Below are 26,985 nucleotides of genomic sequence, written 5' to 3'. Positions count from 1 at the left end.
AAATCAGATATCCAGCAGCAAACGAGCCGGATCTTCAAGCAGGTTCTTGATGGTTACCAGGAACGTCACGGCTTCTTTACCGTCGATCAGGCGGTGATCGTAGGACAGTGCCAGGTACATCATCGGACGAATCACGACCTGACCATTGATCGCCATAGGACGCTGCAGAATGTTGTGCATGCCCAGGATAGCCGCTTGCGGCGGGTTGACGATCGGGGTCGACATCATCGAACCGAATGTACCACCGTTGGTGATGGTGAACGTACCGCCGGTCATCTCTTCGATGGACAGCTTGCCGTCACGGGCCTTCTTGCCGAAGGTGGCGATGCCGCCTTCGATTTCGGCCAGGCTCATCAGTTCGGCGTTACGCAGTACTGGAACCACCAGGCCACGGTCGCTGGAAACAGCAACACCGATATCGGCGTAGCCGTGGTAGACGATGTCCGAACCGTCGATCGACGCGTTGACGGCCGGGAAGCGTTTCAGCGCTTCGGTGGCAGCCTTGACGAAGAACGACATGAAACCCAGGCGTACGCCGTTGTGGGACTTCTCGAACAGATCCTTGTACTTCGAACGCAGGGCCATGACTTCGGTCATGTCGACTTCGTTGAAGGTGGTCAGCATCGCCATGTTCGACTGGGCTTCGACCAGACGCTTGGCCACGGTAGCGCGAACGCGGGTCATCGGAACGCGTTTTTCAACACGGTCACCGGCAGCGAACACTGGCGCGGCAGCGGCAGGCGCAGCAGCCTTGACCGGAGCAGCGGCTGGCGCGGCTTTCTTGGCGGCAACGGCGGCAACCACGTCTTCCTTGGTCACGCGACCACCCTTGCCGGTGCCGGCAACGGAGGCGATGTTGATGCCGTTCTCTTCGGCGATCTTGCGCGCGGCCGGGGCAGCGACTGGATCGTCTTCGCCATCGGCAGCTGGAGCAGCGGCCTGGGCAGCGGCAGGCGCAGCGGCGGCGGCCGGAGCAGCGGCAGCAGCGCCGCCCTCTTCGATCGAGCCCAGTACCTGGTTGGACAGGACGGTAGCGCCCTCTTCGGCAACGATTGCGCCAAGCACGCCGTCAGCTTCGGCCAACACTTCCAGAACGACTTTGTCGGTCTCGATGTCGACGATCAGGTCGTCACGCTTTACAGCTTCGCCTGGTTTCTTGTGCCAGGTGGCAACGGTGCCATCGGCAACCGATTCCGGGAATGACGGGGCTTTGATTTCGATAGCCATTATCTGTGGGTCCTTAAAATTCGGTTTCAGTCAGCACGAAGGCTTAAACAGTGAAAGCATCTTGCAGCAGTTTTTCCTGCTGCTCGGCGTGCATCGACGCATAACCACACGCAGGTGCAGCGGACGCATCACGGCCGGCATATTCAAGACCCAGGGCCTTGTTATGGTTGCCGATGCTGCGACGCAGGTGATGCTGGCTGCTGTACCACGCGCCTTGGTTCATCGGTTCTTCCTGACACCACACCACATGGGTGAGGTTGGTGTAAGGCGCGATGGCCTCCATCAGGTCTTCTTCCGGGAACGGGTAAAGCTGCTCGATACGCACGATGGCGATGTCTTCGCGGCCTTCGGCACGACGTTTTTCCAGCAGGTCGTAGTAGACCTTGCCGCTGCACAGGACCAGGCGAGTGACCTTCGCCGCGTCCAGCGTGTCGATTTCCGAAATAACGGTCTGGAACGAGCCTTCGGCCAGGTCCTCGAGCGTGGAGATCGCCAGCTTGTGACGCAGCAGCGACTTCGGTGTCAGCACGATCAGCGGCTTGCGCAGCGGACGGATGACCTGACGACGCAGCAGGTGGTAGATCTGTGCCGGCGTGGTCGGTACGCAGACCTGGACGTTGTGCTCGGCACACAGTTGCAGGTAACGCTCCAGACGTGCCGAAGAGTGCTCCGGCCCCTGCCCTTCATAACCGTGTGGCAACAGCATGGTCAGACCGCAGAGACGGCCCCACTTGTGCTCGCCGCTGGTGATGAACTGGTCGACCACCACCTGGGCACCGTTGGCGAAGTCGCCGAACTGGGCTTCCCAGATCACCAGCGCATTCGGCTCGGTGGTGGAGTAGCCATATTCGAACGCCAGGACGGCTTCCTCGGACAGCAACGAATCGTACAGGTCGAAACGTGGCTGGCCCTTGTACAGGTGTTGCAGCGGGATGTAGGTGCTGGCGTCTTTCTGGTTGTGCAGCGCCGCGTGGCGGTGCGAGAAAGTGCCGCGGCCTACGTCCTGGCCGGTGATGCGAACCGGGTGGCCTTCGAACGCCAGGGTCGCGTACGCCATGGTTTCGGCATAACCCCAGTTGATCGGCAGGCCGCCGGCTTGCATCTTCTGCCGGTCTTCGTAGATTTTCGCGACCTGGCGCTGAACCACGAAGCCGTCCGGGATTTCCAGCAGCTTGGCGGACAGTTCCTGCAGGGTCTTGAGGTCGAAGCGGGTGTCGTGACGCGCGGTCCAGGCGTGGCCCAGGTATGGACGCCAGTCCACGAACAGCTCTTTGTTCGGCTCTTTGACCAGGCTTTTTACAACGTGCAGGCCATTGTCCAGGGCGTTGCGGTATTCATCGACTTTTTCCTGGACGCGCTCGGCATCCAGAACACCGCCCTGGGTCAGGCGCTCGGCATACAGCTCACGGGTGGTGCGCTGCTTGGCGATCTGCTGGTACATCAACGGCTGGGTGCCGCTTGGCTCGTCGGCCTCGTTGTGGCCGCGACGACGGTAGCAGACCAGGTCGATGACCACGTCGCGCTTGTACTGCATGCGGTAGTCGATGGCCAACTGGGTCACGAACAGTACGGCTTCCGGGTCATCGCCATTCACATGGAGAATCGGCGCCTGGATCATTTTCGCAACGTCGGTCGCGTACTCGGTGGAACGCGAGTCTTCCGGGTTGCTGATGGTGAAACCGACCTGGTTGTTGATCACGATGTGCACGGTGCCGCCGGTCTTGAAACCGCGGGTCTGCGACATCTGGAAGGTTTCCATGACCACGCCCTGACCGGCGAATGCCGCGTCACCGTGGATGGAAATCGGCAGCACCTTCTCGCCGGTCGGATCGTTGCGACGATCCTGGCGAGCGCGGACCGAACCCTCGACCACCGGGGAAACGATTTCCAGGTGAGACGGGTTGAACGCCATGGCCAGGTGGACTTCGCCACCTGTGGTCATCACGTTGGACGAGAAGCCCTGGTGGTATTTCACGTCACCGGAACCCAACTCGACCTTCTTCTTGCCTTCGAACTCGTCGAACAGCTCGCGCGGGTTCTTGCCGAAGGTGTTGACCAGTACGTTCAGGCGGCCACGGTGGGCCATGCCGATGACGACTTCCTTGGTGCCGTAGGAACCGGAACGCTGGATCAGCTCGTCGAGCATCGGAATCAGGCTTTCGCCGCCTTCCAGGCCGAAACGCTTGGTACCCGGGTACTTGGTGCCCAGGTATTTCTCCAGGCCTTCACCGGCGGTAACGCGCTCGAGCAAGTGGCTCTTGATGTCGGCGGAGTACGTCGGACGGCCACGAACGCTTTCCAGACGCTGCTGGAACCACTGGCGCTGCTCGGAATCGGTGATGTGCGTAAATTCAGCGCCGATGGTGCGGCAATATGTCTGCTGCAACGCTTCGTGAATTTCGCGTAGGCTCGCTTCCTCTTTGCCGATGAACAGGTCGCCGGCACGGAAGGTCGTATCAAGGTCGGCATTGGTCAAGCCGTAATGAGTGATCGACAGGTCTGCAGGTGCAGGACGCTGCCACAGCCCCAGCGGGTCAAGCTGGGCTGCCTGGTGGCCACGCATCCGGTAGGCCTGGATCAGTCGCAATACTTCAACTTGCTTCTTCTCGTGTTCGGAGCTCACGCTGCCGGCAGACACCGGTTGAGCGCGGCGCTGGTTCTTTGCCAGCAACACGAAATGATCGCGAATCGTCGAGTGCGAAACATCAGTGGCAGAATTACCGTCGGCCGGTAGCTTCTGAAAGTAGGTGCGCCATTCTTCTGGCACAGCGTTAGGGTCGTGCAGGTAGAGCTCGTAAAGCTCTTCCACATAGGCAGCGTTACCACCGGAAAGGTGGGCACTGTTCCACATGCGCTGCATCACGCTTTCTTGCATGCTTGGTCACCCTCGATTAGGGGAACACCACCGGCGAAAACACCGAGCAAACTTGCAGAAGTCCGAGTGCAGCGACTAAAACAAGCCACTTAGGATCACGCTGATAGTCCGGGTACCAGCCCGGATGCCCCTGCTTGTCTCATTTCTTCAAAATAAGAACTGCCGCTTTGTGAGCGGCTGTTCTGGTTATAGCCATGACGCGGGTTGAAGCCCGCGCCCTGGCCTTTACGGGTACAACGGTCCTACGGGTACAGCAGCTGAATCACACGCCGCTTTGCAGCAGCATGTTACGAATGTGACCGATGGCCTTAGTCGGGTTCAGGCCTTTCGGGCAGACGTTGACGCAGTTCATGATCCCGCGGCAGCGGAATACGCTAAACGGGTCATCCAACGAAGCCAGACGCTCGGACGTCTTGGTGTCACGGCTGTCTGCCAGGAAGCGGTACGCTTGCAGCAGGGCGGCCGGGCCCAGGAACTTGTCCGGGTTCCACCAGAACGATGGGCACGAGGTCGAGCAGCAAGCGCACAGGATGCACTCGTACAGACCGTCGAGCTTCTCACGCTCTTCAGGAGTCTGCAGACGCTCGATGGCCGGAGCCGGCGTGTCGTTCTGCAGGAATGGCTTCACCTTCTCGTATTGCTTGTAGAAGATGCTCATATCGACGACCAGGTCACGGATAACCGGCAAACCTGGCAGCGGACGAACGATCAGCTTGTTGCCCTTGACCACGGCCGACAGCGGCGTGATGCAGGCCAGGCCGTTCTTGCCGTTGATGTTCATGCCGTCGGAGCCGCAAACGCCCTCACGGCAGGAACGACGGTAGGAGAAACCTTCGTCCTGTTCCTTGATCAGGGCCAGCACGTCCAGCACCATCAGGTCTTTACCACCGGTATCGACCTGGAAGTCCTGCATGAACGGCGCAGCGTCCTGATCAGGGTTGTAGCGATAAACACTGACTTGCAACATAGCGGTCACCCTTAATAAGTCCGGACTTTTGGTTCGAAAGTCGGAACAGTCTTCGGCGAGAAGTTCACGGCACGCTTGGCGACGCGTTTTTCACCCGGGAAGTACAAGGTGTGGCACAGCCAGTTTTCGTCGTCACGGTCTTCGAAGTCTTCGCGGGCGTGGGCGCCACGGGACTCTTTACGCACTTCTGCGGCGATGGCGGTGGCTTCGGCCACTTCCAGCAGGTTCTGCAACTCCAGCGCTTCGATACGGGCAGTGTTGAACGCCTGCGACTTATCGTTGATCTTCACGTTGGCGATTCGTTCACGCAATTGCGCCAGCTGGGCAATACCCTTCTGCATGTATTCGCCGGTACGGAATACACCGAAGTAGTTCTGCATGCAGTTTTGCAACTCGCGACGCAGGGTCGCCACGTCTTCGCCTTCGGTACGCTCGTTCAGGGCGGACAGACGCGCCAAGGCGGCTTCGATGTTGGCGTCGGTGGCATCGTCATATTCGATACCGTCGGACAGGGCTTTTTCCAGGTGCAGGCCGGCAGCGCGACCGAAGACCACCAGGTCGAGCAACGAGTTGCCGCCCAGGCGGTTGGCACCGTGGACCGATACGCAAGCCACTTCACCCACTGCGAACAGGCCAGGGATGATTTCGTCCACGCCTTCGGCGTTCTGGGTGATTGCCTGGCCGTGAATGTTGGTGGCAACGCCGCCCATCATATAGTGGCAGGTTGGAACCACCGGAACCGGCGCAACGACTGGATCGACGTGAGCGAAGGTCTTGGACAGTTCGCAGATGCCTGGCAGACGGCTGTGCAGCACTTCCTCGCCCAGGTGGTCGAGCTTGAGCATCACGTGGTCGCCATTCGGACCGCAACCGTTGCCAGCGATGATCTCTTTAACCATCGAACGGGCAACCACGTCACGACCGGCAAGGTCCTTGGCGTTCGGAGCATAGCGCTCCATGAAACGCTCGCCGTGCTTGTTGATCAGGTAACCACCTTCGCCACGGCAACCTTCGGTCACCAGTACACCGGCGCCGGCGATGCCGGTTGGGTGGAACTGCCACATTTCGATGTCTTGCACCGGCACGCCAGCACGCAGGGCCATGCCGACGCCGTCACCGGTGTTGATCAGGGCATTGGTGGTGGATGCGTAGATACGGCCTGCACCGCCGGTCGCCAGTACGGTGGCCTTGGCGCGGATGTAGGTGGTTTCGCCGGTTTCGATGCAGATCGCGATCACACCGACGAAGGCGCCGTCCTGGTTCTTCACCAGGTCAACGGCGTAGTACTCGTTCAGGAACGTGGTACCGGCTTTCAGGTTGCCCTGGTACAGGGTGTGCAGCAGCGCGTGACCGGTACGGTCGGACGCCGCGCAAGTACGCGCAGCCTGGCCGCCCTTGCCGTAGTCCTTGGACTGGCCACCGAACGGACGCTGATAGATACGACCTTGCTCGGTACGCGAGAATGGCATACCCATGTGGTCCAGTTCGAACACCGCGGCCGGGCCTTCCTGACACATGTATTCGATAGCGTCCTGGTCACCGATGTAGTCGGAACCCTTGACGGTATCGTACATGTGCCAGCGCCAGTCATCGTTCGGGTCGGCCGAAGCGATGGCGCAGGTGATGCCGCCCTGGGCGGAAACAGTGTGCGAACGGGTCGGGAAAACCTTGGTGATCACGGCAGTCTTGTGACCGCCCTGTGCCAGCTGCAGCGCTGCGCGCATGCCGGCACCGCCGCCACCAATGATGATAGCGTCGAAAGAAATCGTTGGAATGTTAGCCATGGATCAGATACCCCAGAGAATCTGCACACCCCAGACGAAGTAAGCGAACATCGCAACGCCGCATACTGCCTGGAAGAGGAAACGTACGGCAGTCGCCGACTTGCCGAACGCCATTGGCGTCAGGTAGTCGGTCGCGATGGTCCACATGCCGACCCAGGCGTGAGCGCCTAGTGCGACAAGTGCCAGCAGACTGAAGATACGCATCCAGTTGTTTGCGAACAGTTCATGCCATTGGGCGTAGCCCAGGCCTGGGTTTGCTACGACATATCCGATCAGGAAGATGAAGTAAGCCGCGAGAACGACCGCAGACACACGCTGGGCCATCCAGTCATAGAGGCCCGAACGCGAAAGGTTCGTGACGTTGGTTACCATATCCAAACTCCTGCCAGAACGATTACCACCACGGAAACGGCGATAACGATTTTCGAGCCCAGCTTGCCGCCTTCCAGCGTCTCACCGATGCCCATGTCCATGATCAAGTGGCGCACACCGGCAACCAAGTGATACAGCAAGGCGGACAGGATGCCCCAAATCACTAGCTTGGCTAGCGGACTGGTCAGACACGCTTTCACCTGACCGAAGCCTTCTTCCGAATCGAGCGACTTGTCCAATGCATAAAGCATGATGGCCAGGCTGACGAAGAGGATGACACCGGAAATACGGTGAAGAATGGACGTGTAAGCAGTGACTGGGAGTTTGATGGTCCTTAGGTCTAGGTTTACAGGTCGTTGGCTTTTCACGGCTTTTTTTTCACACTGAAGAGCCCCTAACAATCAGGGCAAAGTTGTTGGGGCGCGCACTGGTCAGGTACTCACCACCCAGGGAGTGACGACCCCCAAGAAAGCAGGCCCAAAAGCCCCTGGCGGTCGGTGGCCGAGTATAGACAGTTAGGCTACTAATGACAACGCGTTCACCTTCCCCTAATAGCGCATTGCACATACGGCGCAAAAGGCGTAAACGGCAGGTAATTTCGCGGAAAAAGTCCGGTTAAAGCCTTCTGGAGCAAGACTTTAGGCAAATTGACATTCGGATTTATCTCACTATAGTGGTGCGGGCCCTGCGTGGGGGGTCTGTCTGATGATTCCAAGCATTAATAGGAGGCCACATGGCTGACAAAAAAGCGCAGTTGATCATCGAGGGCGCAGCCCCCGTCGAGCTGCCCATTTTAACCGGCACCGTTGGTCCCGATGTAATCGACGTACGGGGCCTGACGGCCACGGGCCGTTTCACCTTTGACCCAGGTTTCATGTCGACCGCCTCGTGCGAGTCGAAAATCACCTATATCGACGGCGACAACGGCATCCTGCTGCACCGCGGCTACCCGATCGAGCAACTGGCTGAAAAATCGGACTACCTGGAAACCTGCTACCTGCTGCTCAATGGCGAGCTGCCAACCGCAGAGCAAAAGGCCCAGTTCGTCAGCACCGTGAAGAACCACACCATGGTTCACGAACAGTTGAAGACCTTCTTCAACGGCTTCCGTCGCGATGCCCACCCGATGGCCGTCATGTGCGGCGTTGTCGGCGCCCTCTCGGCTTTCTACCACGACTCCCTGGACATCAATAACCCCCAGCATCGCGAAATCTCCGCGATCCGCCTGGTGGCGAAGATGCCGACCCTGGCAGCCATGGTCTACAAGTACTCCATGGGCCAGCCCATGATGTACCCGCGCAACGACCTGACCTATGCAGAGAACTTCCTGCATATGATGTTCAACACCCCGTGCGAGATCAAACCGATCAGCCCGGTGCTCGCCAAGGCCATGGACCGGATCTTCATCCTCCATGCCGACCACGAGCAGAACGCCTCCACGTCCACCGTGCGCCTGGCGGGTTCCTCGGGCGCCAACCCGTTCGCCTGTATAGCCGCCGGTATCGCCGCACTCTGGGGCCCAGCCCACGGCGGTGCCAACGAAGCGGTACTGACCATGCTCGATGAAATCGGCGATGTCTCGAACATCGACAAGTTCATCGCCAAGGCCAAGGACAAGAACGATCCGTTCAAGCTGATGGGCTTCGGTCACCGGGTCTACAAGAACCGCGACCCACGCGCCACCGTCATGAAGCAGACCTGCGACGAAGTGCTCAAGGAACTGGGGATCACGAACGATCCGCAACTCGAACTGGCCATGCGCCTGGAAGAGATCGCCCTGACCGACCCATACTTCATCGAACGCTCGCTGTACCCGAACGTCGACTTCTACTCGGGGATCATCCTCAAGGCGATCGGCATTCCAACCAGCATGTTCACCGTGATCTTCGCCCTGGCGCGGACCGTGGGCTGGATCTCCCACTGGAAGGAAATGCTCTCCAGCCCGTACAAGATCGGCCGCCCACGCCAGCTGTACACCGGCTACGAGTCGCGTGATATCACCAAGCTGGAAGATCGCAAGTAAGACCTGCCTTTGCAACAAGGTCTCAAGCTGCACCGAAACGGCCCCTGCTTCTTATATAAGAGCGGGGGCTGTTTTGTTTGTGCCTCTTTTCATCTGATCCAGAAGCGGCATTGATAGGCCCGACGCCATCGCGAGCAAGCTCGCTCCCACAGTTGACCTGTTGTGAACACAGAACCCGTGCTCACTGGAGATTCCCTGTGGGAGCGAGCTTGCTCGCGATGGCGGCAGCCCTGCCCCCCCTTAAACCCGGCACAAAAAAATACCCCAGCCTCTCGACCGGGGTATTTCTTCAAGCACTACGCTTACAACTTACCGTATCAGTGGTTAACCGCCCCACTCGCCCCCAAACCAGTCTGCGAACGCACGAACTGCGGGAAGAACAGCGCCCGCTCGTTTGCACCTTCAGCCGACTTGTCGGTAATGGAGAAGAACCAGATGCCGACGAAGGCGATGGCCATCGAGAACAGCGCAGGGTATTCATACGGGAAGATCGCCTTCTCGTGACCCATGATCTGCACCCAGATGGTCGGGCCGAGGATCATCAGGCCCACGGCACTGACCAGGCCCAGCCAGCCGCCAATCATGGCGCCACGGGTGGTCAGCTTCTTCCAGTACATCGAAAGCAGCAGTACCGGGAAGTTGCAGCTCGCCGCGATGGAGAACGCCAGGCCGACCATGAACGCGATGTTCTGCTTCTCGAACAGGATACCCAGGGTGATCGCCAGCACCGCCAGGGCAATGGTGGTGATTTTCGAGACGCGGATCTCATCCTTCTCGTTGACCCTGCCTTTCCTGATCACGCTGGCATACAGGTCATGGGACACCGCCGAGGCACCGGCCAAGGTCAGACCCGCGACTACCGCCAGGATGGTGGCAAAGGCTACCGCCGAGATGAAGCCGAGGAAGATGCTGCCGCCCACGGCATTGGCCAGGTGCACCGCCGCCATGTTGTTACCGCCGAGCAAGGCACCTGCCGCGTCCTTGAAGGCCGGGTTGGTGCTGACCAGCAGGATCGCGCCGAAGCCGATGATGAAGGTCAGGATGTAGAAGTAACCGATGAAGCCGGTGGCATACAGCACGCTCTTGCGCGCTTCCTTGGCGTCGCTCACGGTGAAGAAGCGCATCAGGATGTGTGGCAGGCCAGCGGTACCGAACATCAGCGCCAGACCGAGGGAGAAGGCCGAGATCGGATCCTTCACCAGGCCGCCAGGGCTCATGATCGCCTCACCCTTAGGGTGAACCTTGACCGCTTCGGCAAACAGCATGTTGAAGTCAAAGTTGACGTGCTTCATCACCATCAGCGCCATGAACGAAGCACCCGACAGCAACAGCACCGCCTTGATGATCTGTACCCAGGTGGTGGCCAGCATGCCGCCGAACAACACGTAGAGGCACATCAGGATGCCCACCAGGATCACCGCAACGTGGTAGTCCAGGCCGAACAGCAGCTGGATCAGCTTGCCGGCACCGACCATTTGCGCGATCAGGTAGAACGCCACCACCACCAGCGAGCCGCTGGCGGACAGACTACGGATCTGGGTTTGCCCGAGGCGATAGGACGCCACGTCGGCAAAAGTGTATTTACCCAGGTTACGCAGGCGCTCAGCGATCAGGAACAGAATGATCGGCCAGCCCACCAGGAACCCGATGGAGTAGATCAGACCGTCATAACCGGAGGTGAACACCAGCGCGGAAATGCCCAGGAAAGACGCCGCCGACATGTAGTCGCCAGCAATTGCCAGGCCGTTCTGGAAGCCGGTGATCTTGCCGCCGGCCGCATAGTAGTCGGCCGCCGAGTTGTTTTTCTTGGACGCCCAGTAGGTGATGTACAAAGTCGCGCCGACGAAGGCAACGAACATCAGGATCGCCGCGACGTTAAGGGGTTGCTTCTGCACGGCACCGGTCAGGGCTTCAGCCGCCCAGGCGCCCGGGGCGAACGCTGCGATGCTCAATAGGGCCAATAGACGCCGGATCATTGCTGAGCCTCCTTGAGAATCGCATTGTTCAGGTCGTCGAACTCGCCGTTGGCGCGCCGTACGTAGATTGCAGTCAGAACGAAAGCCGAGAGAATCAGGCCGACACCGATGGGAATCCCCCAGGTCATGGTGGACTCAGGCGTGATCTTGGCCCCGAGAATGTGTGGCCCGTAGGCGATCAGAAGAATGAAGCCGGAATACAACCCAAGCATGATCGCCGAGAGAATCCAGGCGAACTTTTCTCTTTTTCGAACCAGCTCCTTGAAGCGCGGGCTGTTTTGAATCGAGAGGTAAATGCTGTCGTTCATTGTTTTTATCCTCGCAGCACAGATTTAATTGGAACAGCCCTACTCTATGCGGCTCAAGGCCAGGTTCCAGACGACCTTAGTATTAGAACGACATGACGCTTTACCAGTTTCCCGCGTTTACTTGTGCCCCCCCTATGGGAGCGAGCCCCTGTGGGAGCAAGGCTTGCCCGCGATGCAGGCACCTCGATTGAACTTGAGACCTAGGCGATGCTATCGCGGGCAAGCCTTGCTCCCACAGACCTTGCTCCCACCGGGCTCGGTGTAGAACTCAGGAATTGCGGGCACAAAAAAACCGCATGACACAACGCCATGCGGTTTTCGAGCCAGCTAAACCCGGTGAGTTACTTGCCGGTCCACTCTTTTACACGGTCCGGGTGCTTGGCGACCCAGTCCTTGGCCGCTGCGTCCGGCTTAGCCCCTTCCTGGATCGCCAGCATGACTTCGCCGATCTCGTCTTTCGAAGCCCACTGGAACTTCTTCAGGAACTCGGCCACTTCCGGCGCCTTCGCGCCCAGTTCCTTGCTGCCGATGCTGTTTACAGTCTCAGCCGCGCCGTAGACGCCTTTCGGGTCTTCCAGGAAGCGCAGTTTCCACTTGGCGAACATCCAGTGCGGTACCCAACCGGTGACCGCGATGGATTCGTTTTTCTTCTCGGCACGGGTCAGCTCGGCAATCATGCCGGCACCGGAACTGGCCTTGAGTTGATAACCGGTCAGGTCGTAGTCCTTGATTGCCTGTTCGGTCTTGAGCATCACGCCTGAACCGGCATCGATGCCGACGATGCGCTTCTTGAAGGAGTCGTCGGTCTTGAGATCTTCGAGCGACTTGGCCTTGACGTACTCCGGCACGATCAGGCCGATTTTGGCGTCCTTGAAGTTCGGGCCATAATCGACCACTTGGTCCTTGTTCTTGGTCCAATAATCGCCGTGAGTCACCGGCAGCCAAGCCGAAAGCATCGCGTCGAGTTTGCCGGTGGCCACGCCTTGCCACATGATCCCGGTCGCGACCGCTTGCAGCTTCACGTCATAACCGAGTTTCTGCTTGATCACTTCGGCGGCCACGTGAGTGGTCGCGACGCTGTCGGACCAGCCGTCAACGTAACCGATGCTCAGGGTTTTGGTTTCGGCGCTAGCCAGTGTGGAGCTGATCGCCAGTACCAGTGCGGCACCTGCGCCCAAGAGTCGTCGCATCTTCATCGTTACTTCCCCGAAAGTGCTGCGCCCGGCGGATGCCGAGCGGCGTCAACGTATAGTTATGGTGGCAGCGCCCCCATCACGCCCGCTTAGAAACCGGCTCGAACGTCAGTGGAGTACTGACCTGTCGATCATCAACCCGCGCCGATCTGGAACCTGCTCTGCCTGCGACGTCGAGGCAACGAGAAACGACATCAGAACGCCAGCTCTCAGTTCCGGGCATTTGTAGCTCCATCACACATGAGATTTAGCAGTCAAATCCGGCAAACGCCAGATAACTAGCCGCCAGCACGCACGACCGTGTATCGTCCCGCTACTATCGCACCCCGTCCGTGCCTGTTTTGTGCCCGTCATGGCACTTGGCTCCGCTTCGGTGGTCATAGCCTGCGAACCTCATTCGGCACCTTCCTCTAAGGGATCCAGTCATGCTCCGTTCCTTGCGCTTCGCTGCCCTTCTCGGCGGCCTTATCCTGAGTGCGTCCGCGCTGGCGGCAGACATTGACGCCGCCAGCTATGGCTACCCCTTGACCAACCCGTTCGAAGCGACCATCGCCACCACTCCGCCGGACCTGCGCCCGGAGCTGCCGCTGATCGAAGACATCAATCAGGCGGACCACAGCCTGACCCTGCGCCCGGAACGCGAGTTCATCCTGCCGGACAACTTCTGGCCGGTGAAAAGCCTCACTTACCGCATGGCCACCCAGGACAAACCCGCGCCGCTGATCTTCCTCATCGCCGGCACCGGTGCGCGCTTTGACAGTAGCATTAATGAATACCTCAAGCGCCTCTACTACAAGGCCGGCTACCACGTGGTGCAGTTGTCCTCGCCCACCAGCTTCGACTTCATGAGCGCCGCCTCACGCTTTGCCACCCCGGGCATCAGCAAGGAAGACGCCGAAGACATGTACCGGGTGATGCAAGCCGTGCGCGCGCAGAACCCCAAGCTGCCAGTGACCGAGTATTACCTGACCGGCTACAGCCTCGGCGCCCTGGACGCGGCCTTCGTCGCACACCTGGACGAAACCCGGCGCAGCTTCAATTTCAAGAAAGTGCTGTTGCTCAACCCACCGGTGAACCTCTACACCTCGATCACCAACCTGGACAAACTGGTCCAGACCGAGGTCAAGGGCATCAACAGCACCACCACGTTCTACGAACTGGTACTGAACAAGCTGACGCGCTACTTCCAGCAAAAAGGCTACATCGACCTCAACGATGCGCTGCTCTATGACTTCCAGCAGTCCAAGCAACACTTGAGCAACGAGCAGATGGCCATGCTGATCGGCACCTCGTTCCGTTTCTCGGCGGCCGACATCGCGTTCACTTCGGACCTGATCAATCGGCGCGGGCTGATCATCCCGCCCAAGTTCCCGATTACCGAAAGCACCAGCCTGACGCCGTTCCTCAAGCGTGCGCTGCAATGCGATTTCGACTGTTACCTCACCGAGCAGGTGATTCCGATGTGGCGCGCGCGCACTGACGGCGGCAGCCTGTTGCAACTGGTCGACCAGGTCAGCCTGTACGCGCTGAAGGATTACCTGCACGACAGCCCGAAGATCTCCGTCATGCACAACGCTGACGACGTGATCCTCGGCCCGGGTGACCTGGGCTTCCTGCGCAAGACCTTTGGCGACCGCTTGACGGTTTATCCACTGGGCGGCCATTGCGGCAACATTAATTACCGCGTCAACAGCGACGCGATGCTGGAGTTCTTCCGTGGCTAAATATCTCCTGCTTATCGCTGCGTTAATGAGTGCTGGCCTGGTCCAGGCCGATAACAGCAAGGCCAATGCGCCTGTGGTGGTGGACTCCGACGGTTTCAAGGAGCCGTTGAGCAAGCTCAAGTTCAACCCGGGGCTGGACCAGCGTGAGTTCGAGCGCTCGACGCTCAATGCCTTGAACGTCTATGACCCGCTGGAATCCTGGAACCGCCGCGTCTACCACTTCAACTACCGCTTCGACCAATGGGTCTTCCTGCCGGTGGTCGATGGCTACCGCTACGTCACGCCCAGCTTCGTGCGCACCGGCGTCAGCAACTTCTTCAACAACCTGGGGGATGTGCCGAACCTGATGAACAGCCTGCTGCAATTCAAGGGCAAGCGTTCGATGGAAACCACAGCGCGCCTGCTGCTCAACACCACCGTCGGCATCGCCGGCCTGTGGGACCCGGCCACCGCCATGGGCCTGCCGCGCCAGAGCGAAGACTTCGGCCAGACCCTGGGCTTCTACGGCGTCCCTGGCGGCGCGTACTTCGTATTGCCGATCTTCGGCCCTTCGAACCTGCGCGACACCTCAGGCTTGTTGGTGGACTACACGGCCGAATCAGCGATCAACTACCTCAATGTCGCCGAAGTCAGCGCCAACCACCCGGAATTGCTGCTTCTGCGCGGCGTCGACAAACGCTACCAGACCAGCTTCCGCTACGGGCAACTGAACTCGCCGTTCGAGTATGAGAAGGTGCGCTACGTGTACACCGAGTCGCGCAAGTTGCAGATTTCCGAGTAATCCTTAAGGCCAACACGCCTGAATCCGGCGTGTTGGCTGCTGTATCCCTGCGCAATGCCCCCTCCCGCCGACCTAATTTCTTCTGGTTCAACTTCGTTTAATGAAGACAACATGTGCGCGATTGCAGCGTCATGAGGTGCTCAACGACAGCAAATGTTCGATTGTGAATTTTTTATTAACATTTTGTGACACGTCGTGTAGGATTGGATCCAAAGAAAGGATGCAATACCGTGTTTAAGATCAAGGATCGATATGAAAAAATTCCTCTCCCCTCGCTGTGCATCACCAGATGCTTCGATCGGCAAACTTCGGTACACGCCTGCGCTTACTAAATAAAGTGACTGAGCACAACTGGCTCAGGAAACACTCTACAGCGCCTGCCCTTCGTTAAACTCCAGACACTCAAGTCTCGTCGTTTGCGTTTCGTTACCTCATTGTCATGCGCCAAGCATTACATCCAATGTGATTATTTATGCTCGCCTTCCAACTTGTCCGTTTTAAATACTATTTCTCATCGCTGCCATTCTTTATATGGATGCTGTTCATTGGCACCTTTCTGACGCGCGCTACGTCAATGATGGTTTGGCCATTCATTTCGATTGTTCTCTATACGCGGTTCGGTTTCAGCACTTCGACCATCGGCCTGATTCTGACTTGCTCTATCGCCCTCTCTTCGCTGGTCAGCTTCTACAGCGGGTATCTTTCCGACAAGATCGGGCGCCTCAAGATCATCCTGGTCGGTTGCGTAGTGGCGATGGTCTCCTACTTGCTACTGGGTATCAGCACGCATGCCGAGGGCTACATCGCCGGAACACTGTTGGCCAATCTCTCCTGGGCCCTGGTCAACAATCCAATCAAGACGGTCATCGGTGATGTCATCGAGTCCTGTTCTCTGGTGGAACGTGCCATGCACCTGCGCTATTTCTTTCTCAATGCTGGGGCCGCCGTGGGCCCTTACTTCGGGCTCAAGCTTGGCATTTCCACGGATTCCCTGTCCTTTGTGCTGGTGACGGCCTCCTACCTGGCCCTGCTGGCGGGCGTCATGGTGTTCGGTCGCGGTATTACCCTGAAGGCCATCAACACCACCTCCTTGCGAAGTACCTTGCAGATCCTCTCCCGGGATCATGTGTTCCTCCTGCTCGTGATCAACAACATCGTCATGATGTTCATCTTCGGCAGCTTTGATTCCAGCGTGCCTCAATTGATGGCTTCGCTCGCGTTCGAGGGGTACCTGCCCTTTGTCGCCAATCTGATCGTGCTGCATGCCACCGTGATCGTGCTGCTTCAACTGCCACTGGCCAGGGTTCTGGCACAGGCAACATTAGAGACCAAGATCCATATCGGTTCTGTATTGCTGGTTTTAAGTCAGGCCGGCATGACACTGGCGGCACACTTTTATCAAGTGCAACTATTGTGGTACGGCGCGGTGCTGCTGCTGAGCCTTAGCCAGGCCCTACTGTTTCCATGTTTGAATCTTTTTGTCGACAGCCTGGCACCTCGAAACCTGAGAGGCGCTTACTTTGGCGCCGCGTCGCTTTACAGCATTGGCTTTTCCATGGCGCCCATTGTCGGAGGCTTTTTCATACAAGCGCTGAGCGGAACAGCGCTGTTTGTTTTCCTGACGGTGACCAGTCTCGTCATGGCCTTTACCTTCGCCGCTATTTTCACCCGACTGCACCACCGCAACTTAACTAACGACAAACAGGGAACCCGCAGCACCGGCCAGGAACTCCCTATCGGCCAATAACGCCTGACGCATGCACCCGCCATTCTATTGAGGTCACTCACAATGACATCAGGCCTTTCTGCGCCTTGAAATTATGTTTTTAACTATGCAGCGCTCAACTGGAGTAAGAATGAACAAGGACGACTACGACATTATTTTATGTGGTGCGGGCCCGGCAAACATTTCATTGTTGCCTGACCTCATACAGAAGGAAGATATCCATCGGTGTTTGATTCTGGAGAAATCCAACACCTTGGGCAGCGGTGCGATCGGACAGTACCGCATTACCGCCAACTCTCTGGGCGGCGTTTTCCTGGAAAAGTTCCAGGGCAAGCAGGATGAACTCAGCCGATACATGCGTACCACGGCGGAATGGGCGTATTTCAGCGAACGACGTGACGAGGCGGTCGAGTTGCGCTACGTAGGACAGTTTCTGGAACACATCGGCGCCTTCGTCCAACAGCACAAGACGCTGTACAAGCGCTTCGAAGTATCGACCTTGTCCACCGTCGAAGAAATCCAACTGACCGGCGATGGGCGCTATACCGTGCGCTATACCGTTGACGGCCAAACCCGAGAGGCGCTGTGCAGGAAAGTCATGGTCAACCTGGGTGGACAAGTCAACAACGTCGCCTTGCCACACCCGAATGCCATCAATAGCGACGCCATGCTCAAAGGCCAATATGACGAGCAAATCAAGGCAGGCCAATACCCAAGCATTGCAATTCTGGGCTCATCCCATAGCGCCGTTTCCTGCCTGATCCGCCTGATTGAACAATTGGATTTTCAAGGCCCTATCCAACTGCTGGTCAAGCGTAACTTCAAGCTTTTCTTTGACTCCCCACAAGCGGCACTGGCTCAGGGCTACCCTTTTGTCGATGCGGATGTTTGCCAGGCCAGCCAACGTGTCAATCGCTACTCTGGCCTTCGGTATGACTCGCTCGCGTTTGCTCGCAAGATCCAACGGGGAGAAATCCCCAACCTGACCGTTGTGAACATCAGCGCCGAGGGTCCCGAGACACTGCGCAAGCGCCTTGAATCGGTCGATCTGACGATCAAATGCACCGGTTTCAGCGCAACGCCAGTCCGACTGCTCGATATCGACGGCTCCCCTATCACGCTGCGCCAGGACGCCCACGGCCTGATCGTGGATCACCGGCTGAATCCCACCACGATATCGGATCGAACGCTAGAGAACTTCCACGCCTTCGGCTTGGGCGCCGGCATCAAGACCGGGGGTGACAGCGGCGGCGAGGAAAGCTTCAGCGGCCGGATAGACGGCGTGTGGATTTACCAGCACGTGGTGCCCCGACTCGCTTTTCATTAATAAGGACATTCAATGAACACTGGAACAGCCATTATTCTCTGCGCCGGACGCGGCAGCCGCTTGGCCAATCGCACCCGTCATATGCCCAAACCTCTGGTCAAGACCAACGACATCGCATTTATAGATAACGCGTTGAGCAATCTTCAACTGCATGGCGTCAAGCGGGTCGTGGTGGTAGTGGGTTATCAAGCCGAGATCATTACCGGGCACCTGAACAGCCTGGAGACCCTGCTGGATATCGAGTATGTGAATAACCCGGACTGGGAGACGACCAACAACATCTATTCGTTGTATCTGGCTCGCCAACACATCGGTCAGGACACACTCATCGTTGAAGGTGACATCTTTTTCTCCGAAGCCTGCCTGGAAAAACTGCTGCGAACGTCAAGCGATCTGGTTGCACTGGTCTCGCCGCTGGGGAAAAACATGGAGGGTACCTACGCCAACCTTTATGAGGGACAGCTCCAGAGTTTCGGCTCGACTAAAGATAGCGGTCATCAGGCGCAGGAGGAACAGTACAAGACCGTCAACTTATATCGGATAGGCTCCCCGCTGTTCGCCCAACACGTGCGCGAGCAACTCGAAGCCGAGGTTGCAGAAGGCAACCTGAACGCCTATTACGAAGACGTTTTCAAACAAGCATGCAAGACCGGAAAGTGGGACATCGAGGCCGCGGTGGTGCCTTCGACCGAATGGTACGAGGTCGACAACTATTATGACCTGACAGTGTGCAATTACATTTCCAGTCGGGATCGCCTAGCGTTTCTCCAGAGCCGCCACGGTGGCTACTGGCGCTACCCGGTCCTCGATTTCGCCCTGATCTATAATTTCCACTTTCCCCCCCAGCAGATGAAAGACCGGATCAAGGAAAACTTCGACGATATTCTCCTCAACTATCCTGGCGGCCGGAAACTCATTGAAGAGTCGCTGAGCGAATTCATAAGCGTCCCCGCCCGACACCTTTGCGTGGCCAATGGCGCAGCGGAAATCATCAAATTATTGCCCTCTGTGTATCCAGGCAAAGTGTTGGTCACTGTTCCGTCCTTCAACGAATACGCCAATGTTTTCGGTGAGGAGCGCACGCTCAGTCATCACACCCAGGCAGACCAAGGCTTCAATATCGATCTGGATGCCTTGTTGCAGACCTGTAGGAAAGAGCGCCCATCGGTCGTCGTCATCGAGTCGCCGAATAATCCGACCGGCTGCCTCACGCCAGCCGCAGCGCTCTCGGAACTGGCGAGCCAACTGGCTGAACTGGATATCGCGCTGATTGTCGACGAGTCGTTCCTGGACTTTTCGCCCAGCGCCGCAAACACCCTGCTGTCTTCGCTGGACCAGCACGCGAACCTTGTCGTTATTCGCAGCATGAGCAAGACATTCGGCATCGGGGGGATCCGTATCGGTTACCTCGCCAGTGCAAATCACGGCTTATTGGCACAGATCAACTCGCTACTGCCCATTTGGAATCTCAATGGCTTTGCCGAGGAAGTGTTGCTGCATCTGCCGCAATACAAACAGGAATACCTGGACAGCTGCCAGCAGGTCATCCGTGACACCCAGGCATTGCGCCAGGCGCTGGACGAAATCGAAGGCATCACAGCTTTTGCAACCGACTCCAACTTTGTGTATTGCCAGACCGAGCAGGTCCCGGCTCAAACCTTGTGCCGCCTTTTGCTTGAGCACAACCTTTACGTCAAGGAATGCTCTGGCAAGCGCAACACCGACTCCGACCACTACCTGAGAATTTCCTGCCGCACCCGCCAGGAAAACGCCCAACTCATAAGCGCCTTGAAATCGACCATGCAGGCACTGACGACACCGAGAAGTACACGCATGAAGAAGGAACTGTCCCATGCCTAAAAATGTAGTGATCTGCGGTAAGGGTGAACTGGCGATTTTTGCCTGTGAATACTTCAATGCCTCGTCCGAACACATCGTCGCTTATGTGGTTGCGGATCCGTTCGAGCCAGTGAGCAGCGAGCTCACGTTGATCCAGTACTGCCGTAACAAGAACATTCCCCTCATTGAAAGCGGCAAGATAGAAGACTTGCCTGGCTACAAGGAAGGTCTCTTTTCATGCGACCTGTGCCTGGTGATCTTCCACAAACGAATACTGCCTCGGGCCTACATCGACTGCTGCAAGCGCATCGTCAACCTGCACTTGTCGTACCTGCCCCATTATCGTGGGGTGCGGCCCGTCAACTGGGCGTTAAAGAACAACGAGCGCCAACATGGGGTGACCCTTCATGAAATCAATGAAGGCATCGACGACGGCCCGATTCTCAACCAGGTGTCGTTCTGTATTTACCCAGAGTTCGAAGAAGTCATCGACACCTACAATCGGGCAATCGGCTACGCCCGCCAGTTGCTGATCGACACGCTGCCGTTGCTCGACAGGATTATCCCTGTTGAGCAACGTCACGAAGAGATGAGCATCTATTTCGAGAAGGATAACGCCCGATTGGAAGAACGGATGACGTTCACCCGCGAGCAGTCGCTGAAAATGCTTGGCCGACGTTGATCTACCGTGCCGAGCCACAGCCTTTGGTTGTGGCTCGGCAGCCTATTCGAGGAACACCATGTATTCATTGATTGCTACGGACCTGGACGGGACCTTGCTGATGCCCGGCGATACGCTGGGCAACTACACCCGGACGGTGATGCGCCATCTTTACGATGCCGGCCTGCATGTGGTGTTGGCAACAGGTCGCCAACAGGCCGACGTCGAGACGTTGCTCGACGACAGCTCGCCTCCCTTGCATCTGATCACCTCCAACGGCGCCAAGATCAGCAGCGCCTGTGGCGGATTGATGCGTTGCGAAGCGCTGCCTGACGACGTTGTCCAAGGGCTGATTGAAGAAGCCCGCCACAGCCCTGACCTGATCATCAACCTGTACGGTCCTTGCGGCTGGTTAATCGGCTGTGAGCATGATGTCAGCGACTTTAATCGCAACCCGCATTTCCAACCGACCGTGATCCGACCCGACACGTGGCCCACGGAAAACGTCGAAAAGGTGTTTTTCTTTCAGAAGGAAAAAGATCACCAGGCTTTACTGGCTTTGCAGAAGCGGCTGGAGCGGAAATTCGGAAACCGCATCAGCACGGTGTTCTCGTTTACCTGGTGCCTGGAAGTCATGGCCAGCGACGTTTGCAAGGGCCACGCCCTGAAACAGCTGGCCGCGTTTCTTGATGTCCCCATTGGCGCGTGCATCGCCTTTGGTGACGGCATGAATGACATTGGCATGCTCTCAGTGGCAGGCAAGGCGGTCATCATGGGAACCGCTCATCAAGACGTCACCCAGGCGCTGCCTGATGCGCAGATCATTGGCGCCTGCTGTGACGAAGCCGTGGCCCGATACCTCTCGAAACATGTGCTGCTGCCAATTCAATCGGTAACGCAATCCTGAGGTTCAGGATCGTACCGCTTTCCAAAGCTTGGCCACGGCCATGACGCCCAGCAACACCACGCCACCGGCGACAATACCCGCCACCGCATTGAGCAACATCGGCACGATAAACCCGGCACCGCCGACACTGGCAGCCACGCCTTCGATCCAGTGATGCACCACCGGCACGCCATGGGTCAGGATGCCACCGCCCACCAGGAACATCGCCGCCGTGCCGATCACCGACAGACTTTTCATCATGTAGGGCGCTGCACTCAGGATGGCGCCGCCGATGCTTTTTGCGGCCTGCCCTGGTTTCTGGGTCAACCAAAGCCCCAAGTCATCGAGCTTGACGATGCCGGCCACCAGGCCATAGACGCCAATGGTCATGACGATGGCGATGCCCGACAGGACGATCACCTGCTGGGTCAGTGCGGCGTCGGCAACGGTGCCGAGGGTGATGGCGATGATTTCCGCTGAAAGAATGAAATCGGTGCGTACCGCACCCTTGATCTTGTCCTTTTCAAAGGCCACCAGATCGACCGCCGGATCCGCCACGGCCTCGACCAGTTGCGCATGTTCAGCCTGGTCTTCGGCCGGGCTGTGGAGGAACTTGTGGGCCAGCTTTTCGAACCCTTCGAAACACAGGTAGGCGCCGCCCACCATCAACAGCGGCGTCACCAGCCAGGGCACAAAGGCGCTGATCGCCAGCGCCGACGGCACCAGGATCAGCTTATTGACGAACGATCCCTTGGCCACTGCCCAGACTACCGGCAGTTCCCGCTCGGCACGCACACCCGAGACTTGCTGGGCATTGAGCGCCAGGTCATCGCCGAGCACGCCGGCGGTTTTCTTGGCGGCCATCTTGGTCATCAGCGCGACATCGTCAAGCACGGTGGCGATATCGTCGATCAGTACCAGCAAACTGCTTCCAGCCATGGAGTGGGCTCCTTGAATAATAATGCCGTGCAGCATACCGCGAGCCGCGGCGCCTTGGGCATTCTTGAGCGCCGCGCGAGGCCGGTGCTACCATGCGCCACCGCCAGAACAGGCAAGGAACCCCTGGGTTTATGAGCACTATCCGCGAGCGCAACAAAGAATTGATCCTGCGTGCCGCCAGCGAAGAGTTTGCCGACAAGGGCTTCGCCGCGACCAAGACCAGCGACATCGCGGCCAAGGCGGGCCTGCCCAAACCCAACGTCTACTACTACTTCAAATCCAAGGAAAACCTCTACCGCGAGGTACTGGAAAGCATCATCGAGCCGATTCTCCAGGCTTCGACACCGTTCAATGCCGACGGTGTGCCCGGCGAGGTACTGAGTCATTACATCCGCTCCAAGATCCGCATTTCCCGCGACCTGCCCTTCGCCTCGAAAGTCTTCGCCAGCGAAATCATGCACGGCGCCCCCCACCTGAGCCCCGACCTAGTGGAACAACTCAACGCCCAGGCCCGGCACAACATCGACTGCATCCAGACCTGGATCGACCGTGGCCAGATCGCCCCCATCGACCCCAACCACCTGATGTTCAGCATCTGGGCCGCCACCCAGACCTATGCCGATTTCGACTGGCAGATCAGCGCCGTGACCGGCAAGGCCAAGCTGGATGAAGCGGATTACGAAGCGGCGGCGCAGACGATTATTCGGTTGGTGTTGAAGGGATGTGAGCCAGACTGAAGGCCGAGTCGCCTTCAATCGCAGCAAGCCCGCTCCCACACTGGGTTTGCGGTATTTAGACATTATGTGTCCAGCATCAAATCTGTGTGCGAGCTTGCTCGCGATGGCGCCAGTCAATTCACCAAAAAATCAAGCAACCACCCCCACATCCGCCCTCAACCGCAGCGCCTCCACCGCCCTGACCGCCACCTGCTCATCCACATCCGAAACATCACCACTGACCCCCATCGCCCCCAGCACCTTCCCATCCTGATCCCTGATCAATACCCCACCCGGGGCCGGTACCACGTTGCCCTGTCCTAACCCATTCAAAGCGGCAAAGAACGCCGGGCGTTGCTGGGCGTCCTGGGCGAGCAGGCGCGAGCCTTTACCCAGGGCGATGGCGCCCCAGGCCTTGCCGATGGCGATCTGCGGGCGAAGCAGGCTGGCGCCGTCTTCGCGCTGCAAGGCAACCAGGTGCCCGCCGCTGTCCAGGACCGCGACGGCCAGGGGTGCAGCGCTGATTTCACGACCGACGGCAAGGGCTTGCTCGGCCAGGTTAACGGCGATTTTCAAGGTTAGAACGCTCATGGGTACTGTCCTTCTTCTGTTATGGGAGAACCTTTCGGGCTTCACTTTCAGCAAAACCGAACACAACAAATAGAACACAACAATACATATTTTTGTATACAATAATTTCTCAAAAGGCACTTTAATCGATGAAGACCGCAGCAAAACCTGGCCTTCCGACGAATGAAACAGATGCTTGAGGAAATGGATTGACCTGCGCCATTTCCCGTGAATACACTCTTCACACAGCCACTTGTATACAATTACAAAACGTAAGAGGCACAAATAATGAGCAAAATGAGAGCAATCGAAGCCGCCGTTCTGGTAATGCGCCGTGAAGGCGTGGACACCGCCTTCGGTATCCCGGGTGCCGCGATCAACCCGCTGTACTCCGCCCTGCAGAAGGTGGGTGGCATCGATCACGTCCTTGCTCGCCATGTTGAAGGCGCCTCCCACATGGCCGAGGGCTACACCCGCACCAAGGCCGGCAATATCGGTGTGTGCATCGGCACCTCGGGCCCGGCCGGCACCGACATGGTGACAGGGCTCTACAGCGCCTCGGCCGACTCGATCCCGATCCTGTGCATCACCGGGCAAGCCCCTCGCGCCCGTCTGCACAAGGAAGACTTCCAGGCTGTGGATATCACCAGCATCGTCAAACCCGTGACCAAATGGGCAACCACCGTGCTCGAGCCGGGCCAGGTGCCGTATGCCTTCCAGAAGGCGTTCTTCGAGATGCGCTCCGGCCGTCCAGGCCCGGTGCTGATCGACCTGCCGTTCGACGTGCAGATGGCCGAGATCGAATTCGATATCGACGCCTACCAGCCACTGCCCCTGGCCAAACCCGCGGCCAACCGCCTGCAGATCGAGAAAGCCCTGGCGATGCTCAATCAGGCTGAGCGTCCATTGCTGGTGGCTGGCGGCGGCATCATCAACGCCGATGCCAGCGAACTGCTGGTGGCGTTCGCCGAACTGACTGGCATCCCCGTTATCCCAACCTTGATGGGCTGGGGCACCATCCCCGACGATCACCCGCTGATGGTCGGCATGGTCGGCCTGCAAACCTCCCATCGCTATGGCAACGCAACCTTGCTCAAGTCGGACGTGGTGCTGGGCATCGGCAACCGCTGGGCCAACCGTCACACCGGTTCGGTGGATGTCTATACCGAAGGCCGCACGTTCATTCACGTGGACATCGAGCCGACCCAGATCGGCCGCGTGTTCACTCCCGACCTGGGCATCGTTTCCGATGCCGCCTCGGCCCTGACGGTGTTCATCGAAGTGGCCCGTGAATGGCAAGCCGCCGGTAAGCTGAAAAACCGCGACGCCTGGTTGCAAGACTGCCAGCAACGCAAGGCCAGCCTGCAACGCAAGACGCACTTCGACAACGTGCCGGTCAAGCCACAACGTGTGTACGAAGAAATGAACCAGGTATTCGGCAAGGACACCTGCTACGTCAGCACCATTGGCCTGTCACAGATCGCCGGGGCGCAGTTCCTCCACGTCTACAAGCCACGCCATTGGATCAACTGTGGCCAGGCCGGTCCTTTGGGCTGGACCATTCCGGCCGCGCTGGGGGTGGTCAAGGCCGATCCGAGCCGCAAGGTCGTGGCGCTGTCGGGCGACTATGACTTCCAGTTCATGATCGAAGAGCTGGCGGTGGGTGCGCAGTTCAAGCTGCCGTACATCCATGTGGTGGTGAACAACTCTTACCTGGGGCTGATCCGCCAGGCCCAGCGCGGGTTCGACATGGATTACTGCGTGCAGCTGTCCTTCGACAACCTCAACGCACCGGAGCTCAACGGCTATGGCGTGGACCACATTGCCGTGGCCGAAGGCCTGGGGTGCAAGGCGCTACGGGTGTTCGAACCGAGTCAGATCGCACCGGCACTGCGCCAGGCCGAGAAAATGATCGAGGAGTTCAAGGTGCCGGTGATCGTCGAGATTATCCTGGAGCGGGTGACTAACATTTCCATGGGCACCGAGATCAACGCCGTCAATGAGTTTGAAGATCTGGCGCTGGTGGGCAACGATGCACCGACCGCCATTTCGTTGCTCGACTAGTACTGAGGCTTTCACAGGCAATACTGTTCATCAAGGAAATCACCGGACCTGTGGCGAGGGAGCTTGCTCCCGCTGGCTGCGCAGCAGCCCATTTTTTGAGTGCTTCGCACTCGAGCGGGAGCAAGCTCCCTCGCCACAAGGGGCCTCTACTCGTCCATAGGAGACTGTCATGCCGCGTTTCGCCGCCAACCTGTCCATGCTGTTCACCGAGCAGGATTTCCTCGCCCGTTTCGAAGCCGCCGCCAAGGCCGGGTTCAGTGGCGTCGAATACCTGTTCCCCTACGACTACAGCTCCTCCGAACTCAAGGCCCTGCTCGACGCCAACGGCCTGACCCAGGTGCTGTTCAACCTGCCGGCCGGTGACTGGGCCAAGGGCGAGCGCGGCATAGCCTGCCTGCCGGACCGGGTCGAGGAATTCCGCGCCGGTGTCGACCTGGCCATCGCCTACGCCCAGGTGCTGGGCAACACCCAGGTCAACTGCCTGTCGGGGATTCGCCCGCAGAACTGCAGTGAAACCCTGGTGGAAAAAACCTTCGTCGCCAACCTGAAATACGCCGCCGAAAAGCTGCAGGCCAAAGGCATCAAGCTGGTGATGGAAGCCATCAACACCCGCGACATTCCCGGCTTCTACCTGAACAACACTGCCCAGGCCCTGTCGATCCGCGAGCAGGTGGGCAGCGCCAACCTGTTCCTGCAATACGACATCTACCACATGCAGATCATGGAAGGTGACCTGGCCCGGACCCTGTCGGCGCACCTGGGCGAGATCAACCACGTGCAACTGGCGGACAACCCGGGGCGCAACGAGCCGGGTACAGGCGAGATCAACTACCGCTTCCTGTTCGAACACCTGGACCGCATTGGCTACCAGGGTTGGATCGGCTGTGAATACAAGCCGCTGACCACCACCGAAGCCGGCCTGGGCTGGCTTAAAACCCATAACGTGATCTGATCCCGCGCGAGCTTTTGTGGCGAGGGAGCTTGCTCCCGCTCGGCTGCGAAGCAGATGCATGATTTTACCCGGCAC

At 58.4% G+C, this 26,985-nt stretch carries 22 protein-coding genes; 11 read left to right on the top strand and 11 right to left on the bottom strand.

Annotated elements, in window-relative coordinates:
• Positions 1–3: 3 nt before the first annotated feature.
• From odhB to sdhC, 6 genes are all read right to left on the bottom strand, one after another.
• Positions 4–1,227 carry a 2-oxoglutarate dehydrogenase complex dihydrolipoyllysine-residue succinyltransferase gene (gene odhB, locus BLU76_RS23485; RefSeq protein WP_092224687.1) on the bottom strand — a complete coding sequence of 408 codons (1,224 nt, stop codon included), beginning with the start codon at positions 1,225–1,227 and terminating at the stop codon, positions 4–6.
• Positions 1,228–1,270: 43 nt separating this feature from the next.
• Complete coding sequence (locus BLU76_RS23480) at positions 1,271–4,102, bottom strand: 2-oxoglutarate dehydrogenase E1 component (protein WP_092147827.1); 2,832 nt, start codon at positions 4,100–4,102, stop codon at positions 1,271–1,273.
• A 262-nt stretch (positions 4,103–4,364) separates the two neighbouring features.
• Positions 4,365–5,069 (bottom strand): succinate dehydrogenase iron-sulfur subunit, encoded by a 705-nt coding sequence (locus BLU76_RS23475; protein WP_003204434.1) that lies wholly within the window; start codon positions 5,067–5,069, stop codon positions 4,365–4,367.
• 11 nt (positions 5,070–5,080) lie between these two features.
• Entirely contained in the window at positions 5,081–6,853 is a 1,773-nt protein-coding gene (gene sdhA, locus BLU76_RS23470) for a succinate dehydrogenase flavoprotein subunit (protein WP_063324841.1), read from the bottom strand.
• Between the two features lie 3 nt (positions 6,854–6,856).
• Complete coding sequence (sdhD, locus tag BLU76_RS23465; protein ID WP_003204438.1) at positions 6,857–7,225, bottom strand: succinate dehydrogenase, hydrophobic membrane anchor protein; 369 nt, start codon at positions 7,223–7,225, stop codon at positions 6,857–6,859.
• Positions 7,219–7,593 (bottom strand): succinate dehydrogenase, cytochrome b556 subunit, encoded by a 375-nt coding sequence (gene sdhC / locus BLU76_RS23460; RefSeq protein ID WP_024780620.1) that lies wholly within the window; start codon positions 7,591–7,593, stop codon positions 7,219–7,221. The genes sdhD and sdhC overlap by 7 nt, the downstream gene beginning before the upstream one ends.
• A gap of 365 nt (positions 7,594–7,958) precedes the next feature.
• On the opposite strand from sdhC, the gene gltA reads away from it, so the two are divergent.
• Positions 7,959–9,248, top strand: coding sequence for a citrate synthase (gene gltA, locus BLU76_RS23455; protein ID WP_092224685.1), 1,290 nt, complete (start codon positions 7,959–7,961; stop codon positions 9,246–9,248).
• Positions 9,249–9,565: 317 nt separating this feature from the next.
• Here gltA and BLU76_RS23450 read toward each other — a convergent pair whose 3' ends face one another.
• From BLU76_RS23450 to BLU76_RS23440, 3 genes are all read right to left on the bottom strand, one after another.
• Positions 9,566–11,224, bottom strand: coding sequence for a cation acetate symporter (locus tag BLU76_RS23450; RefSeq protein ID WP_063324840.1), 1,659 nt, complete (start codon positions 11,222–11,224; stop codon positions 9,566–9,568).
• Complete coding sequence (locus BLU76_RS23445; protein WP_003179217.1) at positions 11,221–11,532, bottom strand: DUF485 domain-containing protein; 312 nt, start codon at positions 11,530–11,532, stop codon at positions 11,221–11,223. Before BLU76_RS23445 ends, BLU76_RS23450 begins: the two co-directional genes overlap by 4 nt.
• Before the next feature lie 341 nt (positions 11,533–11,873).
• Complete coding sequence (locus tag BLU76_RS23440) at positions 11,874–12,728, bottom strand: glycine betaine ABC transporter substrate-binding protein (RefSeq protein ID WP_063324839.1); 855 nt, start codon at positions 12,726–12,728, stop codon at positions 11,874–11,876.
• Between the two features lie 422 nt (positions 12,729–13,150).
• On the opposite strand from BLU76_RS23440, the gene BLU76_RS23435 reads away from it, so the two are divergent.
• The 7 genes from BLU76_RS23435 (at position 13,151) to BLU76_RS23405 (ending at position 21,690) form a co-directional block, all read left to right on the top strand.
• Positions 13,151–14,449 carry an alpha/beta fold hydrolase gene (locus BLU76_RS23435; RefSeq protein ID WP_092224683.1) on the top strand — a complete coding sequence of 433 codons (1,299 nt, stop codon included), beginning with the start codon at positions 13,151–13,153 and terminating at the stop codon, positions 14,447–14,449.
• Positions 14,442–15,230: an MlaA family lipoprotein gene (locus tag BLU76_RS23430; protein ID WP_092224681.1), complete on the top strand. Its 789-nt coding sequence runs from the start codon at positions 14,442–14,444 to the stop codon at positions 15,228–15,230. Before BLU76_RS23435 ends, BLU76_RS23430 begins: the two co-directional genes overlap by 8 nt.
• Positions 15,231–15,702: 472 nt before the next feature.
• Complete coding sequence (locus BLU76_RS23425; protein WP_092224679.1) at positions 15,703–16,977, top strand: MFS transporter; 1,275 nt, start codon at positions 15,703–15,705, stop codon at positions 16,975–16,977.
• Between the two features lie 109 nt (positions 16,978–17,086).
• Positions 17,087–18,283, top strand: a complete 1,197-nt coding sequence (locus BLU76_RS23420; RefSeq protein ID WP_092224678.1) for a hypothetical protein — start codon at positions 17,087–17,089, stop codon at positions 18,281–18,283.
• 12 nt (positions 18,284–18,295) lie between these two features.
• Positions 18,296–20,143, top strand: a complete 1,848-nt coding sequence (locus BLU76_RS23415; RefSeq protein ID WP_092147815.1) for an aminotransferase class I/II-fold pyridoxal phosphate-dependent enzyme — start codon at positions 18,296–18,298, stop codon at positions 20,141–20,143.
• Complete coding sequence (locus BLU76_RS23410) at positions 20,136–20,804, top strand: formyl transferase (protein WP_092147812.1); 669 nt, start codon at positions 20,136–20,138, stop codon at positions 20,802–20,804. Before BLU76_RS23415 ends, BLU76_RS23410 begins: the two co-directional genes overlap by 8 nt.
• 58 nt (positions 20,805–20,862) lie before the next feature.
• Positions 20,863–21,690, top strand: coding sequence for a Cof-type HAD-IIB family hydrolase (locus tag BLU76_RS23405; protein WP_092147809.1), 828 nt, complete (start codon positions 20,863–20,865; stop codon positions 21,688–21,690).
• 3 nt (positions 21,691–21,693) lie between these two features.
• Here BLU76_RS23405 and BLU76_RS23400 read toward each other — a convergent pair whose 3' ends face one another.
• Complete coding sequence (locus BLU76_RS23400; RefSeq protein WP_092147806.1) at positions 21,694–22,608, bottom strand: DUF808 domain-containing protein; 915 nt, start codon at positions 22,606–22,608, stop codon at positions 21,694–21,696.
• Between the two features lie 131 nt (positions 22,609–22,739).
• Here BLU76_RS23400 and BLU76_RS23395 point away from each other — a divergent pair, with 131 nt between their 5' ends.
• The gene (locus BLU76_RS23395; RefSeq protein WP_014339596.1) at positions 22,740–23,345 is read left to right on the top strand and encodes a TetR/AcrR family transcriptional regulator; all 606 of its coding nucleotides are present in this window, start codon (positions 22,740–22,742) and stop codon (positions 23,343–23,345) included.
• Between the two features lie 129 nt (positions 23,346–23,474).
• Here BLU76_RS23395 and BLU76_RS23390 read toward each other — a convergent pair whose 3' ends face one another.
• Complete coding sequence (locus BLU76_RS23390) at positions 23,475–23,915, bottom strand: GlcG/HbpS family heme-binding protein (RefSeq protein WP_092224676.1); 441 nt, start codon at positions 23,913–23,915, stop codon at positions 23,475–23,477.
• 267 nt (positions 23,916–24,182) lie between these two features.
• On the opposite strand from BLU76_RS23390, the gene gcl reads away from it, so the two are divergent.
• Both gcl and hyi read left to right on the top strand, forming a co-directional pair.
• Complete coding sequence (gene gcl, locus BLU76_RS23385; RefSeq protein ID WP_092147800.1) at positions 24,183–25,958, top strand: glyoxylate carboligase; 1,776 nt, start codon at positions 24,183–24,185, stop codon at positions 25,956–25,958.
• 169 nt (positions 25,959–26,127) lie between these two features.
• On the top strand, positions 26,128–26,910 hold the full coding sequence (gene hyi / locus BLU76_RS23380) for a hydroxypyruvate isomerase (RefSeq protein ID WP_092147797.1): 783 nt from the start codon (positions 26,128–26,130) through the stop codon (positions 26,908–26,910).
• Positions 26,911–26,985 lie beyond the last annotated feature (75 nt).

This window comes from Pseudomonas sp. NFACC08-1 (assembly GCF_900106735.1).
Classification (GTDB): domain Bacteria; phylum Pseudomonadota; class Gammaproteobacteria; order Pseudomonadales; family Pseudomonadaceae; genus Aquipseudomonas; species Aquipseudomonas fluorescens_Q.
The sequence above is the reverse complement of the archived record's forward strand: the minus strand, read 5'-3'. Positions and strand labels throughout refer to the sequence as shown.